This is a genomic window from Paeniglutamicibacter sp. Y32M11 (assembly GCF_019285735.1).
Classification (GTDB): domain Bacteria; phylum Actinomycetota; class Actinomycetes; order Actinomycetales; family Micrococcaceae; genus Paeniglutamicibacter.
The window spans coordinates 680,965-696,019 of the sequence record NZ_CP079107.1 but is presented as its reverse complement, the minus strand read 5'-3'; the positions used below and the strand labels follow the sequence as shown (position 1 = coordinate 696,019).

General features: G+C 60.8%; 15 protein-coding genes and 1 riboswitch. Of the genes, 4 read left to right on the top strand and 11 right to left on the bottom strand.

The features are described 5' to 3' along the window. Window positions 1-44 precede the first annotated feature (44 nt). Window positions 45-959, bottom strand: a complete 915-nt coding sequence (locus KUF55_RS03115) for a cation diffusion facilitator family transporter (protein ID WP_132362259.1) — start codon at window positions 957-959, stop codon at window positions 45-47. Next, window positions 956-1,354: a metalloregulator ArsR/SmtB family transcription factor gene (locus KUF55_RS03110; RefSeq protein ID WP_132362261.1), complete on the bottom strand. Its 399-nt coding sequence runs from the start codon at window positions 1,352-1,354 to the stop codon at window positions 956-958. Before KUF55_RS03110 ends, KUF55_RS03115 begins: the two co-directional genes overlap by 4 nt. Window positions 1,355-1,418: 64 nt before the next feature. On the opposite strand from KUF55_RS03110, the gene KUF55_RS03105 reads away from it, so the two are divergent. Both KUF55_RS03105 and KUF55_RS03100 read left to right on the top strand, forming a co-directional pair. Beyond that, window positions 1,419-2,015 (top strand): DNA-3-methyladenine glycosylase I, encoded by a 597-nt coding sequence (locus tag KUF55_RS03105; protein ID WP_218817961.1) that lies wholly within the window; start codon window positions 1,419-1,421, stop codon window positions 2,013-2,015. Then, a complete protein-coding gene (locus KUF55_RS03100; protein WP_218817960.1) occupies window positions 2,012-2,872 on the top strand; it encodes a DNA-3-methyladenine glycosylase in 861 nt (286 codons plus the stop codon). The genes KUF55_RS03105 and KUF55_RS03100 overlap by 4 nt, the downstream gene beginning before the upstream one ends. A 208-nt stretch (window positions 2,873-3,080) precedes the next feature. Here KUF55_RS03100 and xdhC read toward each other — a convergent pair whose 3' ends face one another. The 5 genes from xdhC to KUF55_RS03075 all read right to left on the bottom strand — a co-directional run bounded on the left by xdhC (window position 3,081) and on the right by KUF55_RS03075 (window position 9,853). Beyond that, complete coding sequence (gene xdhC, locus KUF55_RS03095) at window positions 3,081-3,911, bottom strand: xanthine dehydrogenase accessory protein XdhC (RefSeq protein WP_218817959.1); 831 nt, start codon at window positions 3,909-3,911, stop codon at window positions 3,081-3,083. Next, complete coding sequence (xdhB, locus tag KUF55_RS03090) at window positions 3,898-6,264, bottom strand: xanthine dehydrogenase molybdopterin binding subunit (protein WP_218817958.1); 2,367 nt, start codon at window positions 6,262-6,264, stop codon at window positions 3,898-3,900. Before xdhB ends, xdhC begins: the two co-directional genes overlap by 14 nt. Continuing rightward, window positions 6,261-7,766, bottom strand: a complete 1,506-nt coding sequence (locus tag KUF55_RS03085; protein WP_218817957.1) for a xanthine dehydrogenase small subunit — start codon at window positions 7,764-7,766, stop codon at window positions 6,261-6,263. Before KUF55_RS03085 ends, xdhB begins: the two co-directional genes overlap by 4 nt. 494 nt (window positions 7,767-8,260) lie before the next feature. Next, a complete protein-coding gene (locus tag KUF55_RS03080) occupies window positions 8,261-9,109 on the bottom strand; it encodes a siderophore-interacting protein (RefSeq protein ID WP_132362273.1) in 849 nt (282 codons plus the stop codon). Between the two features lie 132 nt (window positions 9,110-9,241). Next, window positions 9,242-9,853: a histidine phosphatase family protein gene (locus KUF55_RS03075; RefSeq protein WP_132362275.1), complete on the bottom strand. Its 612-nt coding sequence runs from the start codon at window positions 9,851-9,853 to the stop codon at window positions 9,242-9,244. Between the two features lie 46 nt (window positions 9,854-9,899). Continuing rightward, window positions 9,900-10,025, top strand: a riboswitch (SAM riboswitch). 14 nt (window positions 10,026-10,039) lie between these two features. Between KUF55_RS03075 and KUF55_RS03070 the strand changes: the two genes are divergently transcribed. After that, on the top strand, window positions 10,040-10,474 hold the full coding sequence (locus KUF55_RS03070) for a hypothetical protein (RefSeq protein WP_132362277.1): 435 nt from the start codon (window positions 10,040-10,042) through the stop codon (window positions 10,472-10,474). Here KUF55_RS03070 and KUF55_RS03065 read toward each other — a convergent pair. Together KUF55_RS03065 and KUF55_RS03060 are read right to left on the bottom strand one after the other, a co-directional pair. Next, entirely contained in the window at window positions 10,471-10,899 is a 429-nt protein-coding gene (locus KUF55_RS03065; RefSeq protein WP_132362618.1) for a thioesterase family protein, read from the bottom strand. The genes KUF55_RS03070 and KUF55_RS03065 overlap by 4 nt on opposite strands. A gap of 29 nt (window positions 10,900-10,928) precedes the next feature. Continuing rightward, window positions 10,929-12,011, bottom strand: coding sequence for an App1 family protein (locus KUF55_RS03060; RefSeq protein WP_132362279.1), 1,083 nt, complete (start codon window positions 12,009-12,011; stop codon window positions 10,929-10,931). Window positions 12,012-12,133: 122 nt separating this feature from the next. Here KUF55_RS03060 and KUF55_RS03055 point away from each other — a divergent pair, with 122 nt between their 5' ends. Continuing rightward, window positions 12,134-12,565: a pyridoxamine 5'-phosphate oxidase family protein gene (locus tag KUF55_RS03055; protein WP_132362281.1), complete on the top strand. Its 432-nt coding sequence runs from the start codon at window positions 12,134-12,136 to the stop codon at window positions 12,563-12,565. A gap of 11 nt (window positions 12,566-12,576) precedes the next feature. Here KUF55_RS03055 and KUF55_RS03050 read toward each other — a convergent pair whose 3' ends face one another. Continuing rightward, window positions 12,577-13,395, bottom strand: a complete 819-nt coding sequence (locus KUF55_RS03050; protein WP_132362620.1) for a 3-hydroxyacyl-CoA dehydrogenase family protein — start codon at window positions 13,393-13,395, stop codon at window positions 12,577-12,579. A gap of 197 nt (window positions 13,396-13,592) precedes the next feature. Next, a complete protein-coding gene (locus tag KUF55_RS03045) occupies window positions 13,593-15,053 on the bottom strand; it encodes an aldehyde dehydrogenase (protein WP_218817955.1) in 1,461 nt (486 codons plus the stop codon). Between the last annotated feature and the right edge of the window lie 2 nt (window positions 15,054-15,055).

Sequence of the window (15,055 nt, the reverse complement as noted above, 5' to 3'; positions counted from 1 at the left end):
CAGGTTCATCGGCTCTGCGTTCAATGGCAGCACCCCGATGGAGATCAGTCGTGCCGCTCGTGTTCCGGTGTCTGATGGCTATGCGACTCAATCTGGAACGTCGAGTGCTCGATGCTGACCTTGAAGTGTTGGGCCACGCAGGATTGCAGTTCCCCCAGCAGGGAAGCAGCAGCTCCGTTGTGGAAGGCAGCATCGTCGACCACCACGTGAGCCGAGAGAATGGGCAGATTCGACGCGATCTGGCTGGCATGCAAGTCGTGGACGGTGATGACCTGCGGATGCGCAACCAGGTGGGCCCGGACATCTTCAAGATCCAGTCCCTTAGGGGTGGATTCAAGCAAGATATGGGTGGTCTCGCCCAACAGCTTCAGTGCCCGCGGAATGATCAGCGTGGCGATCAGCATGGCGGCAATGGAGTCGGCACGCATCCAGCCGGTTGTCGAAATGACGATAGCGGAGATGATCACGGCCACGGATCCCAGCGCGTCGTTGACGACCTCAAGGAAGGCCGCGCGCATGTTCAGGTTATCGTCCTTGCCCGAGGCAAGGACGAACATTGAGGCGACATTGCCCAGCAGGCCGATGATGCCAAAAATGAGCAGCCCACCGCCGGTGATCTCGGTAGGTTCAAAGAGCCGCCGGATGCCATCAATTAGGGCATAAACACCCACGCCGAGTAACAGTGCCGATTGCAGGGTCGCTGAGAGCACTTCGGCACGGCGGAACCCCCACGTGCGTTTTGCTGTGGGACGACGCATGATCAATGTTGCGGCGGTTAGGGCCAATAACAGTCCGGTGGCGTCGGTGAGCATGTGCGCTGCGTCGACGAGCAGCGCCAACGAGTTGGTCAGGAACGCGCCGATGACCTCGGCCACGAGGATCGTCGCGGTGATACCGAAGGCCCACGCAAGCTTGGTGCGGTTGGTGGTCACACTGCCGTGGTCATGGTCGTGGCTCATGGGCGGGCCGTTTCGAGTTCGGGCTTCAACCCGTGGACTTCGGTGAAGGTGTGAGCGTCGAGGTCATGGCCGGCATTACTGGCGATGTAGTTATTGGCACCATCAAGCAGTGTCAGTAGCTGCGTCGAGTTTGCCAGCGAAAACAGACTGGCACGGCCAACGGCACGGGACGTCACCAGCCCACAATCCCGGAGGCAGGACAGGTGTGCGCTGACGGTGCTTTGTGCCAGGCCTAGGTGCTCGGTGAGTTCCTTGACCTTGTGCTCTCCGGTACGCAGATGGGCCAGGATCATCAGTCGGGTGGGATCCGAAAGTCCGTGGAAAAGTGCAGCGGCAGCCCCGTGGCCCGCGAGCATGCCCTGGTGACCACTGTCAAAATTTTCTAGCATCGTCATATAACGATATTAGCGTTCGAGGGCGATAAGGGCAATCATCATGTCATCATGGCAGGATTGGTGGATGAGCACCTCAGTAATCATTGGAGACGACGGTCTGGCCCGTCCCGCGTGGGCCGCCACCGACCCGATGATGCGTGCGTACTACGACACCGAGTGGGGAATGCCGGTGCACGATGAGCATGGCGTCTTTGAACGGCTGAGCCTCGAAGCCTTTCAATCCGGATTATCGTGGGCCACGATCCTGCGCAAGCGTGAGAACTTCCGCACGGCGTTCTCCAACTTCAACCCGGAGGTTATTGAGGGTTTTACCGAGTGCCAGGTCCAGGAGCTGCTCGGCAACGCCGGAATCATCCGCAATCGCGCAAAAATTCTTGCCACCATCAAGAATGCCAAGGCAACCATCGCCCTACGCCAGGACGGCGGACTCGCACAATTCATCTGGTCCTTCCAGCCGGACTCCACTCCCACCCCTAGAACGATGGATGAGGTGCCCACGACCAGTGTGGAGTCCCTTGCCCTATCCAAAGCGCTGAAGAAACGTGGCTTTTCGTTCGTTGGACCCACGACGATGTTCGCCTTGATGGAGGCACTGGGGCTTGTAGACACGCACTTGATAGATTCCCATCGCCGTGGCAGCTCGGGAATCTGGCCAGCATGAGCTCGCGCTTCCTGACTTCCAACGGCCCCCTGGATCCTGGGCACATGATGCGCACGCTGGGCATCCATGCGATTCCGACGCTCGACATCCACGAGCCCGCCAAGCATCGGCACACCCGGGTGATAGCCGTCGACTCCGGACCGAAGGCCGTTGAGCTGGAGTTCACCACGAACGGCGTCCAGCTATCCTGCCCCGGGGCCAATTCCAACGACCTCGACCAGATCGAACCCGCGGTTCGCGCCTGGCTGGACCTAGACACCGACCTATCCCGCATGCAGGAGCCCTTCTCCCTCGACCCCACCCTTGGTCCGCTGGTAAAGGCACGCCCGTGGCTGCGGTTGGTCGGATATCTCAACGGCTTCGAGGCCGCGGCCACCACGGTCCTGGGCCAGCACGTGACGCTGGCCGCCGGCAGGACCTTTGGCGGCCGCTTCGTATCGGCGTACGGAAGCGAGGGTCCCGGTGGGCTCCGCATCTTCCCCACGCCCGAGGCCGTGCTTTCACGAGGCGTTGAGACCCTGCGTGAAACCATCGGTTTGACCAAGACCCGAGCGAGCACGTTGTTTCTCATGGCTGAGGGCTTTACCGCCAAGGGTTTCACCGGCACATCCGGTATTCCACTGGATCGTTCGGAGCTGCTGGCCTTGCGCGGAGTGGGGCCGTGGACCGCCGACTATCTGCAGATGCGTGGCCGAAGCGATCCCGATGCCTTCGCCCCCGGGGACCTGGTCGCACGCCGTGCCCTGAACAGGATTAGCGAACGTGAAGCGGCGGCGCTGGCGAGGTCGTGGGCGCCATACAGGTCTTACGCCATGGTCCAGCTCTGGGCTGCGGACTCCATCGGCAGCACGCTCTAGAGAGCAAACTGCTCGACGTACGTCGCGATTTTCCGAAGGAGGAAGCAGCGATCGTGTTCAGATGACCTCGGCGGCTCCTCTTCACAGACAGCGTCACGGGAACTGCGTCGCGACCGCGCCGGAAGCCGAGGGCACCTTGGCGCGTGTTGCTACGGTGGGATGCACTCCATGGACCGGGGTGGAGAGCGTGTTGTGATGCCCCGGCGGGCTACTTGGCAACCGTGAACGTCGGCATTTGATTCTCTGCAGTTTCGGTGTTCATCCGTTGCAGCAGGTGAGCGGCAACGCTCACGGCGATCGTAGCCGGAACCTTTCCGGCGATCTCGGGCAGTCCGATAGGGCAGTCGATCCGGGCGATCAGTTCGGGCGCATGGCCGCTTTGGCCAAGGTTCTTTTGAAAACGCACCCATTTTGCGTGCGACCCGATCAGGCCGATGGAGCCAAGTTCCGGATGCCGCAAGGCTTCATCACACAGGTGAAAATCCTCGGCGTGATCATGGGTCATGATCAGCACGTGGGTGCCTGCTGGCAGGGAACTGAAGACCTGTTCCCCTAGCACCGCGGCCTGCGCATGCACCCGAGCCACGCTTGGAACCAGGACAGCTAGTTCGTCGAGGAATTCGGGACGGGAATCGGTCAGGTAGAGGTCAAGATCGTGCCGGGATAGTATTCGGGCCAGCTCCATTCCGATGTTTCCGACACCAAAGATCGCCACCGATTCCGGTATCGGCAAGGGTTCGAGCAAGAGACTGACTTCTCCTCCACAGCATTGCCGACCATAAGTTGCCGGAGCCTTGTCATTTAGCCTCAGGGTCAAACTCTGCGGCTCCCGCTCACCGCTCACAATCATGTCGCGGGCACGACCCATGGCCGTCATCTCGAGGTTGCCGCCGCCAATGGTGCCGAAAATTTCGTCGGCCGCGATCACCATCTTTGCCCCGGCCTCACGTGGCGCGTGGCCGCGGACGGCGGCGATGGTGAGCATCACCGCCGGACGCCGTTGGAGACGCAGCGCCGCCACCGCCTCAATCCACGACATGACTATTGCCTCTTGTGTCCCCACCGTGTTCGCGAACTGATTCTATGGCCCAGAACACCGCTTCTGGAGTGGCTGGGGAGGCGAGCTCCACCGAGCAGCCACTGGGACCAAACGCCGCGACAGCCTGGCGGAGTGCCTCACGGACAGAAAGTGCCAACATCAGTGGAGGTTCGCCCACCGCCTTGGAACCATACACCGCGCCATCTTCATGGGCTTTGTCCAACAGTGAAACGTTGAAAATCGCGGGCATCTCGGAAAAGCTGGGAATCTTGTAGGTGCTCGCAGCCCGAGTTGCCACTTGTCCGCGGCCCGGACCGTCGGAGGTATCCCACCGCAGATCTTCAAGGGTCAGCCATCCGGTACCCTGCACGAATCCGCCTTCGATTTGCCCCACATCCACCAGAGGTGACAACGAATCCCCCACGTCGTGGACGATGTCGACCCGGCGAAGAGTGTAGGAGCCGTCAAAGCGGCTGACTTCGACCTCGCTGGCAGCCACCCCGTAAACGAAGTATTTGAACGGGCAGCCGGACATCTGACCCAAGTCCCAATGCAGTCCCTCGGTACGGTAGAACCCGGCGGCCGAGAGCTGGACGCGCTGGAAGTAGGCCTCTTGTACAACCTTTTCCCAGCTCAGTTCCTGACTCTTACCCAGGGCGCTGATCCTTCCGTTGCCGAAGCGAACATCATGAGAAGAGACTCCGAGTAAGCCAGCGGCAATTGGTGCCAGCCGGTTCCGGATCTGCTCGCAGGCATCCTTCACGGCACCGCCGTTGAGATCGCTACTGGAGCTGGCGGCGGTCGCCGACGTATTGGGCACTTTGTCCGTCCGAGTCGGGACATTGCGCACCTTTATCAGAGGCACTCCCAAGGCTGTGGCGGCGACCTGCAGCATTTTGGTATGCAGTCCCTGTCCCATCTCGGTGCCGCCATGGTTCAGCAACACCGATCCGTCCTTGTAAACCAGCACCAGGGCACCAGCTTGGTTAAAAGCGGTGAGGTTGAAGGAGATCCCGAACTTCACCGGGGTGAGGGCCAGCGCCCGTTTCGTGTATTCACTGTGCGCATTGAATTCGCTGATTTCGATCTCTCGTTGCGTAATCTCGGCCGATTCAAGCACTTGTTGCCAAGCCACTTCGAGCCGTTCGGGATGCCGCACCGGTTGGTAGTACGGGGTGTCTTGACCCTGAGTGTAGAAATTTCGCCGCCGCAACTCACGCGCATCGAGTCCTAGCCGCGGCGCAACCCTTCCCAAAATGTCTTCCATGACCAGCATCCCCTGCGGTCCACCAAAGCCACGGAATGCGGTTTGCGACGTCTTATGGCATTTAGCAATGCGACCAAGCACCCGGATATTCGGGACCCAGTAGCCGTTGTCGATATGGCACATTGCGCGGGTGAGTACGGGCTCGGACAAATCAAGGCTCCAGCCACCATCCGCGGTGAGGCTGGCATCTAAAGCCAAAATTTTGCCTTCTGCGTCGAAGCCGATCTTCCACGTCGCGTAGAACCCATGGCGTTTGCCGGTCATGGTCATATCCAAGGTGCGGTTCAAGCGAACCCGTACCGGACGCCCGGTGAGAACCGCGCCCAGCGCGGCCACGGCGGCGTAGCCATGCGGCTGCATTTCTTTGCCACCGAACCCGCCACCCATCCGCAACACTTGCACGGTCACTTGATGGGCCGGGATGCCGAGCACATGAGAGACAATTTCCTGGGTCTCGGTGGGGTGCTGGGTGGAGCAATGAATCATTATTTGGCCAGACTCATCAATCAGCGCGAGCGAGTTCTGTGTCTCTAGATAAAAATGCTCTTGGCCGGAAAACTCAAAGTCCCCCTCAAAGATGTGAGCCGCGTCGTCAAACGCCCCGTCGAGATTTCCTTTTTCAATTTTTGGCCTCATACCGTGGAAGCTCTGTGCGGCAATGGCCTCCTGGATGGTGATTAAGGACTCGAGTGGTTCATACTCCACGATGATTGTGTTGGCTCCAGCCTTGGCGGCTTCCAGGTCTTCACCGAGCACCCAGGCCACCGGCTGGCCGTAGAACATCACCTCATCGGTGGGAAGCATAGGTTCATCGTGTTTGGCACCTTGATCATTAACACCCGGAATATCTGCGGCCGTAATGACCCGCACGACCCCCGGGATAGCACTGGCGCCGGTGGTGTCGAGGTTGAGTATTTTCGCGTGCGCGTGCGTGGACTGTACCGGGTAGGCATGGAGCACCCCCGCGAATCTTTGATCCAGATCATCGGTGTAGAGCGCGATACCAGTGACGTGTTCGGCCGCTGACTCGTGTTGCTGACTCTGACCAACAATGGCCGAGGCGGGACGATGAGATAGCTGACTCATGAGTTCCGCTCCTCGTTGGGGTCAGCGGAATACAGCGACTGCTCGGCGAAAAAACGTTCGAGCGACGACTTCAGCATGGCTTTTCGGTAACTTGAACTGGCGCGAAGGTCATCCATCGGAGTCCCCTCCTGCGCCATCACTTCGGCGGCAGCATTGATGGTGTCCAAGCACCATTCTTGGCCCTCCAAGGCAGCTTCCGTTGCCATGGCCCTTAACGGGGTGGCTGCCACGCCACCCAAGCCAATACGCGCCTTGGTGATGTGATTGTTTTCGACGGTCACCGCATAGCCGATGGCCACACTGGAGATATCGTCAAAGCGTCGTTTGGAGATCTTCTGGAAACTGGTCAGTGGTGCCAGCGCCAGTGGGATGCGAACCGCGGTGATTAGTTCCCCAGCGGCGCGCACGGTCTGCCGATAACCGGTGAAGTACTGCGCCAGCGGCACAGTACGACTGCCCGCGGCACTGGCCAACACAAGTTCTGCCTCCAGTGCTAGCAGCGCCGGTGGGGCATCTCCAATTGGCGAAGCGGTACCCAAATTGCCACCAATGGTGGCTCCATTTCGGATCAGTCTGGAGGCGAACTGCGGGAACAGTTTTCCCAACAGCGGGATCTTTCCGGCCAAAAGACGTTCAATCTCGCTCAGCGTGCACGTTGCTCCGAGCTCGATATGATCTTCGGTGAAGTGAACCTGGCGCAACTCGGTAAGCCTGTCGATGGCCAGTATCGATCGGGCACGTGCGCCCTTGATATTTACTTCAACGCCCCAGTCGGTGCCCCCGGCCACGAGCAAAGTTTCGGGTTCTGCGGCCAGAATACTGAGCGCCTCGCCTAAGTTGGCAGGACGCCTGAAGCGGCCAATCGAACCGGTGGGCGTGTCAGAACGTTTGATATCGGTGGACACCGCCGCCGGTGCAGCTCGTTCACGCCGGGCGGCCAGTACGTCTTGTGCATCCGGTGCGCCCAAAGCATATGCGGCATCACGGATGGGTCGATACCCGGTGCAGCGGCACAAGTTCCCGGAAAGCGAGTGCAGATCAAATCCATTGGGACCGCACCGGTGTGGCTCACCGCGATCCGCGCCGTCTGCGGTGTTGGCGGTTCGCTCCGGGCGGTAGTACTCCGCGGCCATGGAACAGACGAATCCGGGGGTGCAATAACCACACTGGGAGCCGCCGCGATTGGCCATTTCTTCCTGCACCGGATGCAGGTTTTCCACGCTGCCCAGGCCTTCTGAAGTGATGACTTCCTGACCATCGAGCGACGCTGCGGGCATCAGGCAGGCGTTCAACGCCGTCCAACGGGTCCCCTGCCCGTCGCTGCGAGCCACGAGGATCGAACAGGCACCGCATTCGCCCTCGGCGCATCCCTCCTTGCAACCGATAAGCCCTTCGCCACGCAGGAAATCTAGCGCGTTGGTATGCGGTGGGCCATCGAATTCATGGACGGTTCCGTTGACAGTTATTCGACAGCTCGATCTTTCCGTTGTCTCGGCGGTCATGCCGCTGACACCTCCTGCTGCTGAGGGCGCGGGCGCACTGTGGATGATTCGGATGGTGGCCTAGTTTCCGTCGGGGTTCATTCGATGGAAAATGCTCGGTGAGCCACGCGAGGAGGGCGAGGCTTTTGGGGTACGGCAGCGATTAATCTCCGTGCGCGATCTGGCCCTTAGGCCAGGCGACACATCCAGCCATGATTATTCTCCAGATGTCGGTTCACGGAACTTCAAGCCCATCCATCCCAAGTGAAGTGCATCACGGCAAGTAATGTCAACGTTTGATCGTAATCAGGTCAAGCACGTAGCGCGGTGATCGATCCGCGGGCAAACGACACCAAGAACCCGGCGGCGCCACGCAGGGTGCGGGCTTTGCCTTCTTGGGTATCAGCATTCGGACAACACAATGGCAGGGGCCACGGCCTGAACTTCCTTCAGAGCCGCCCGACCCCTGCCTAACTCATTGCCACTTCGAGCAAGCGAGATCCTTCAAAGCCGCCTCAGGCGCTGAGCGCCTCGGGGAAGATCTGCCCGATGGGCGACTTCTTTTCGGCTTGGAACTCATCCTCTGCGCGACCGTAGGCCCAGTAAGCGGATAGCGACATGGACTTGCGATCCACTCCGCGCTCGCCGTTGAGGTAAGCACGAAGCGATTTCATGGTTTCACGCTCACCGTGGGCAAAGACTTGGACGGTCCCTTCGTGCCATTCGGCGGCGCGCACCGTTTCCTCGAGCTTGGTGCTTTCCGGGGTGTAATAGCCGCCACGGTGCAGCCAATGCAAGGTAATACCGTTCGGCACATCCAGTTGGACTTCGTCCTCGGGCCCGGAGACCTCCAGGTAGATGTCTCCGATCATTTCCGGGGTCATATCCTCGACGGCTGCGGAGATCGCTGGAAGGGCCGTCTCGTCACCAATGAGCAGGTGGCGGTCGAATGCGGGGTCCGGCGTGTAGAGACCACCAGGGCTGGTGAAGCAGATCTGGTCACCAAGCTTGGCATTCTGCGCCCATGGACCCGCAAGTCCCTGATCGCCGTGGATGACGAAGTCGATCTGCACCGTCTGCGCTTCAAGATTCACGCGGCGCAGGGTGTAGGTGCGACGGACCGGGAAGTCTTCCGGCGCCAGCTGCTCACGCAGGGCATCGAGGTCGTAGGGGGGCATCAGACCAAGTTCTGGCTTGGCGAAGAGGATCTTCACGTAACGGTCCGAGACGACTTTGTCCTGGAAATTCGTGAAACCCGGCCCGCCAAAAGTCAGTCGCACCATGTGCTCGGACAACTTCTCGCTGGCCAAAACCTCGAGAACTACCTGGGGCCGAACCGGACGTGTCGAACGTTGCGTACTCACTAATGACCACTTTCTTGGATTAGGGAAGGTAAACCTACTCTAATCGACGGAGCATCGACCAAGCCAATACCGAGGTCACGCACCGACCCACACCACCGTTGCTCAGCTGTTCGAGGGTGCGGAAATCTGCCACTAGTCGAGCACTCGGTCTTGCCAGCTGCGCAGTCTCCAGCTCGCGCTCGTCGAGCTCTCGAGGGTCACCACTCCGGTGTTGATCAACGGCACGGGTGAAAGCAACGTCGGGTCAAAGTTCGAACTCCGTGCCGAAAGCCAGGTCATCAGCATGGCAGCATGGCTGACCACCACCAGCTTCCCGGTTCCGGCCGCCTTGGCCTGATTGATGACCGCGTCGAAGCGATCCAGAGCGGTGCGAGCGTCCTCGCCGCCGGGCACCTTTGCCGCTAGGTCCCCCGATAGCCAGCGGAAGAAGACCTCGCGATAGGCCAATTGAGCATCACGGTCATTGCGCATTTCCAGTTCGCCGGCGGAGATTTCCGTCAGACCCGCGTGCTCTACCACCAACAGCCCGCGCGCCGCGGCCAAAGGCGCAGCGGTCATCTTCGCGCGCAGCAGGCTAGAGGAATACAGCGCATCAATCTCACCAGGCTCGGTTTCCAAACGCGTCACCAGACGCTGGGCCTGGGCCAGCCCCGTCTCATCCAACGGTGCTCCCGGCGCAGAAGTATCCAAGGCTTGAGCCACGTTCGAGGCCGTCTGCCCGTGACGAATCAAGATGAGTTTCATTTCATCACTCTAAAGTGTTGGAGAGCTTTTGGTATGCTGAAGCCAGCTTCACGAGATGCACGCCAGACTTTGGGCTCCGACCCGGCGTACACACCAACCCCATGCTTCACGGGTGGTTCGGATGACGAAGCGGTCCTGGCAGCAGCCGCTGCCTTGGGGACAAGAGCACACGAAAGGCGCCAGCACTTGCGCATTCACGGAATCCACTCCGACTCCTGCACCTCGTTCCACCCGGGCCACCGTGGTAATCCGCGCGCGGTCCGTAGCCTCATGGCCCGCCCCACGTTGTGGGCACCGGCAGATATTGAGGTTGCCATCACTTCGACTCAGGGATTGATCCTGCACATCTTTGCGGGCGGGACTCAGCACCGGGTTTTCAGCCACGACATTGCCGCCATCAACCAGTTGCTGCGGATTGCCCCGTTCCCCGCACCAGGAGTCTCACTCGGGCGGGTCAACTTCCATAATGGCGCCATCGCGTTGCCGGCCGATCCGCGGCACAGCGCCGGGCTGCGCTATTTCTCCTTCAGCACCGAACCGCTGACGGCCTGCATTTTCGACAGAGATCCGGAGCTCGCGCGGGACTTCGAATCGTTGACCGCTAACTTGCAGCTGTCCTAGAAAATTGGATCGGCAGAAAAACGCGCCAGCGCGTCCTTATTCTCGGGGCTGAGCCTGAGCAACCGCTGCTCATCCACGGAAAAGAACGCCAGCGTTGTGGTGGCGCGGACACATACCCCGCCGTCCACGGGGTCGTGGAATTCATAACAGATGTCAAAGCTGGCGCCCTTGATGGTGCTGATCCACAAATCTACGTGCGCCGGCACATTGCGGTAGTCGAGAGGCTTGAGGTAGCGAACGCGGTGTTCCACCACCAAGATTTGGGTGTTCTCCGGGACGCTGGAGAACAAATCCGTTTGCGGTGCCATACCCGGCTTGCCCGTGCCTCCGGGTACGCCAAAGCCGGCGATGCGTGCCTCTTCCATCATGCGGACCAGATTGACGTTGTTGATATGCCCGTAGGCATCCATGTCACCCCAGCGCATGGGGACCTCAACGCGCAGACTCTGCCGAATCACGCAACATTTCCCGGTGTGTCGACCGTGCCCATGATGCCCAACGCTTCAAGCCGCGCGGCAATACGTGAGCCGTCCGGCTCATAAACCCAGGGAACCCCGGGAGTCGAGTTGAGAATCCCTTGGCTACGTCCACCGGCCAGCACCGCCTCGGAGGGGCTCAACTGCCGGATCACGATGGCGGCGACGTGCTCCGGGTAACGCCGGGCAAACTCCGCGTAGAGATATGGATCGTGTTGGCCATCATCGCCGATCAGGAGCCACTTCAGCTTCGGGAATTCGGAAGCCAAGCGGCGCAATTGATCCGCCTTGTGTTGCATACCCGAACGGAACCAGCCGCGCTCGGTCGGCCCCCAATCGGTCAGTAGTAGCGGACCCTGCGGGTACAGGTTCCGCGAAAGGAAACGGGTGAGCGTCTGCGCGACGTTCCAGGCACCGGTGGAAAGGTAGAAGGTGGGGGCACCGGGCTTGTCATGCATCAGCCGGTCCATCATCACCGGCATCCCGGGGGTGGCCAGTCGGGCATGCTCGGAGAGTACAAATGAGTTCCAGGCGGCCAGCAGCGGCCTTGGCAACGCGGTGACCACCACCGTGTCATCCACATCGGAGAGCACGGCGAATTCTTGGGCCGCATCAACCATCAAGACCGGGGCGCTGGCCGCCGGACGTCCCTCAACCAATAGTGTGACGGTGTTCCATCCCGGAGGAAGCGTTGCCGCTACTCGGACATCAAGTACTCCCCCGCGGTCGGCCTGCACCTCGAAGCGCTCGCCATTGATCTGCACTTCAACCAAACCGTTTGGAACGATCGGTGAGGTGAAGTTGCGCCACCCTCGCACACCGTCGGCGATCACCTGGGCCAGGTGCCGGCCGTCCTCGAAGGCTCCCGGCTTGGCCAAAACCACTCGGGCCAAGATGCGCACCCAGCCACCGTCTGCGGCGGAAAGACCGTATCCGGTATAGGGCAGCACGGTGGCAACCCATCCGCGTTGACGTGCCCGCGCTGCCCGCAACTCGTGGGCGCGGTCCTCGAAACGTGCCGCGATGTGCCGGGCACGCTCAACTCCTGAATCCTTGACCATGATGCCCAGTCTTTCACGATGCGCGGACAGGCGGTGGATCGGAAGGATGACTCGCCGGAGCGTATCGAGATGCTTCCGCCCCACCCCTAGTATTTTTCTACAATGCGTAGAATACTGTTCACATGATGTTTGACCATGATGCAGATAAGCCCGTCCTGGATTTAACCCCCGAACAGTCGTGGAATCTGCTGGAGCATACCAGCCACGGACGGCTTGCCACGGCAGTGGGTGGCGCGGTCGATATCTTCCCGTTGAATTTCGGTCTTTCCGAGCGGATTATCTACATTCGCACCGCCCCGGGCGAGAAGCTCGCGGCGCTGACGGTGCACGATACGGTGGCATTCGAAGCCGACGGCATACTTTCGGACGAGGCCTGGTCCGTGGTTGTCCATGGCACCGCGCGCCAACTTCAAACCGAAGCCGAAATCGAGATCGCACGGGCCACCGGAGTGTCCCCATGGACGCCCACACAGAAGGAGAGCTGGGTTAAGATCGAGGCCACCAATATCTCCGGGCGGCACTTCATTTTCGGCGCGCAGCCCGAAAGCTTCTGAGCGCCGCGTCCTTATTTGTAGTCGTAGAAGCCCCTGCCCGATTTGCGTCCCAGCTTGCCCTCGGCAACCAAGGCAGCAATACGCTGATTGGGGGCATCGGTGTCCGCTCCGGTCTCCGCGTACGTGGCCTGAGCAATGAAGTCGATGACGTCGAGGCCCACCATATCCATCAGCGCAAAGGGACCCATCGGGTGACCCAACGCGGTGCGGGCAGTCGTGTCGATGTCTTCGATGCTAGCGATCCCCGAATCGGCCAAGAAGAGCGCCTCCCGCTGGATGGCACCCATTAGTCGGTTGGCAATAAATCCGGGAATTTCGCGGTTGATCAGCACCGGTTCTTTGCCCAGCCGCCGTGCCAATTCCATGGTGGTGGCTACCGTCGCATCACTCGTTTCCTCATGGCGCACCACCTCTACACACTTCATCACCAGCGCGGGGTTGAAGAAGTGCATATTGCAGACTTGCGTGGGCCGGCCGGTGGCCGCGGCCACCTTGGATGAGCCCAGCGTCGAAGAATTGGTGGCCAGAATGGCGTGAGCGGGAGCCAGGATGCCGAGCTTCTCGAAGATGGCCGTCTTGATCTCTAAGCGCTCGGTGGCGGCCTCAATCACGAAGTCAGCGTTGGCCGCGGCGGAATCTAGGTCGGTGCTGTAGGCCAGAGCATCCAGGGCGGCGGTTGCCGCCACTTGCTCCAACTTCCCCTTAGCCACCCGGGAAGCGGCCCAGCCCTCAAGTTCGGTACGTGCCGCGGCCAGACCGTCTTGGGAAATATCCTGAATGATCGTGCTGTATCCGGCCAGGGCGGCACTCATGGCGATCTGCCGTCCCATGGTCCCGGCACCAATGATCAGGATGGTGGAAATGTTCTCAATGCTGTTTTCTACGCTCACTCTTGGCTCCGTACTATCGTCAGTTGTTCGCTGGCTCAGGTTTCCGGCCAGGCCCGATGCTTATCGTAGACACGACGTGAGGCACCCGCGGCATCCTCTCGAGCCGGATGACGGCGGGTGCCTCACAATAAAGTTCCTTATGCTCCGCGCAGGTACACCGTGGTGGTATGTGTGAAGAATTCCTTGGCAGCGCCGCCCTGTTCCTTCGGGCCGTATCCACTCTTTTTGGCCCCACCAAACGGAACGTGCGGATCGGCACCGGCCGATTCGGAATTCACATGCAAAATGCCCACGTCGATATCTTCCATCGCGGCCAGCGCCTTGGAAAGATCCTGCGTGAATAGTGCACAGCTCAGACCATATTCGGAGTCATTCGCCGCCGCGAAGGCGTCCTGCGTGGTGGTGACCCTGCGCACCGCTAACACCGGGCCAAAGAACTCCTCACGCCAGGCATTGTTCTCTCCGTTGGGCAGCTCCAGGACCGTCGGGGCCACGAAGGCATCGCCGAGGCCAGCAACATCACCCTCAAAGCGAACCGTTGCGCCCGCATCGATCGATGCGGCAATGCCGGCACGAATTTCCTGCGCCGCCGAGACGGAGACCACCGGTCCCATTTGCACCGAGGGATCGGTTGGTTCCCCGGTCTTCCACTCGGTGAGGCGTTCGTGCAACCGGGCCATGAAGGCATCGGCGATGCCCTCCTGCACGATGAGCCGCGAGGTGGCTGTGCACTTCTGCCCGGTGGAGCGGAAGGCCCCGAATAGTACCTGTTCCACGGCGAGATCAAGATCCGCATCGTCGAGCACCACCGAGGCGTTTTTACCACCCATTTCCGCTTGGATCGGAACACCCAGGCCTGCTGCGGTGGTCGCGAGCTTTCTGCCCACTCCCGTGGAGCCGGTGAAGGTGAGCCCGTCCAGATCCGGGTGGTTCACGATGTGGTTGCCGAGCGTTCCGGAGCCGATGACCAGGTTCAGCACACCAGCCGGCAGTCCCGCCTCCACCAGGGCCTGGGCCAGCCGCATCGCCAGCAACGGCACCGTGGAGGCCGGCTTCCACACCACGGTATTGCCGAAGACCAGCGCCGGGGCGATCTTCCAGGTAGGGATCGCGATGGGGAAGTTGAACGGGGTGATGACACCCACGACGCCCAGCGGCTTGCGCGTGACCATGATCGTTTCACCGCGGCGCGGAGAGGAGAACACTTCCCCGGCCAGCCGGTCGCCCTCGGCCGAATAGTAGGTAAGGATCTGGGCCGCGCGCAGCACCTCGCCCTTGCCTTCCGCCGCGGTCTTGCCTTCCTCTCGGGCCAGTTCATGGCCCCAAGCATCTGCGTTGTTGATGATGATGCTCGCCGCGCGCGCCAGGTACGACCCACGTTCGGCCATCGGCGTTGCAGCCCAATCCCCTGCTGCCGCACGTGCGGCAGCCATGGCGGTGCGCACGTCGGCCTCGGTGGCGGTGCCGCCGGCGGCAACCACCGTTGCGGGGTTGGCCGGGGAACTGGATTCCAGTTCCTTACCGGCGCCCTCGATCCATCGCCCATCAATCAGCAGGCGCAGGGGGACGGTATCGATGTGCGTCATGGTTTCGGTCATCT

Bases quoted from the DNA above. Each gene is read 5' to 3' on its own strand.
- KUF55_RS03115 (WP_132362259.1), bottom strand. From the start codon at position 959: ATGAGCCACGACCATGACCACGGCAGTGTGACCACCAACCGCACCAAG.
- KUF55_RS03110 (WP_132362261.1), bottom strand. From the start codon at position 1,354: ATGACGATGCTAGAAAATTTTGACAGTGGTCACCAGGGCATGCTCGCG.
- KUF55_RS03105 (WP_218817961.1), top strand. From the start codon at position 1,419: ATGAGCACCTCAGTAATCATTGGAGACGACGGTCTGGCCCGTCCCGCG.
- KUF55_RS03100 (WP_218817960.1), top strand. From the start codon at position 2,012: ATGAGCTCGCGCTTCCTGACTTCCAACGGCCCCCTGGATCCTGGGCAC.
- xdhC (WP_218817959.1), bottom strand. From the start codon at position 3,911: ATGTCGTGGATTGAGGCGGTGGCGGCGCTGCGTCTCCAACGGCGTCCG.
- xdhB (WP_218817958.1), bottom strand. From the start codon at position 6,264: ATGAGTCAGCTATCTCATCGTCCCGCCTCGGCCATTGTTGGTCAGAGT.
- KUF55_RS03085 (WP_218817957.1), bottom strand. From the start codon at position 7,766: ATGACCGCCGAGACAACGGAAAGATCGAGCTGTCGAATAACTGTCAAC.
- KUF55_RS03075 (WP_132362275.1), bottom strand. From the start codon at position 9,853: ATGAAACTCATCTTGATTCGTCACGGGCAGACGGCCTCGAACGTGGCT.
- KUF55_RS03065 (WP_132362618.1), bottom strand. From the start codon at position 10,899: ATGCGCTGGGGTGACATGGATGCCTACGGGCATATCAACAACGTCAAT.
- KUF55_RS03060 (WP_132362279.1), bottom strand. From the start codon at position 12,011: ATGGTCAAGGATTCAGGAGTTGAGCGTGCCCGGCACATCGCGGCACGT.
- KUF55_RS03055 (WP_132362281.1), top strand. From the start codon at position 12,134: ATGATGTTTGACCATGATGCAGATAAGCCCGTCCTGGATTTAACCCCC.
- KUF55_RS03050 (WP_132362620.1), bottom strand. From the start codon at position 13,395: ATGGGACGGCAGATCGCCATGAGTGCCGCCCTGGCCGGATACAGCACG.
- KUF55_RS03045 (WP_218817955.1), bottom strand. From the start codon at position 15,053: ATGACCGAAACCATGACGCACATCGATACCGTCCCCCTGCGCCTGCTG.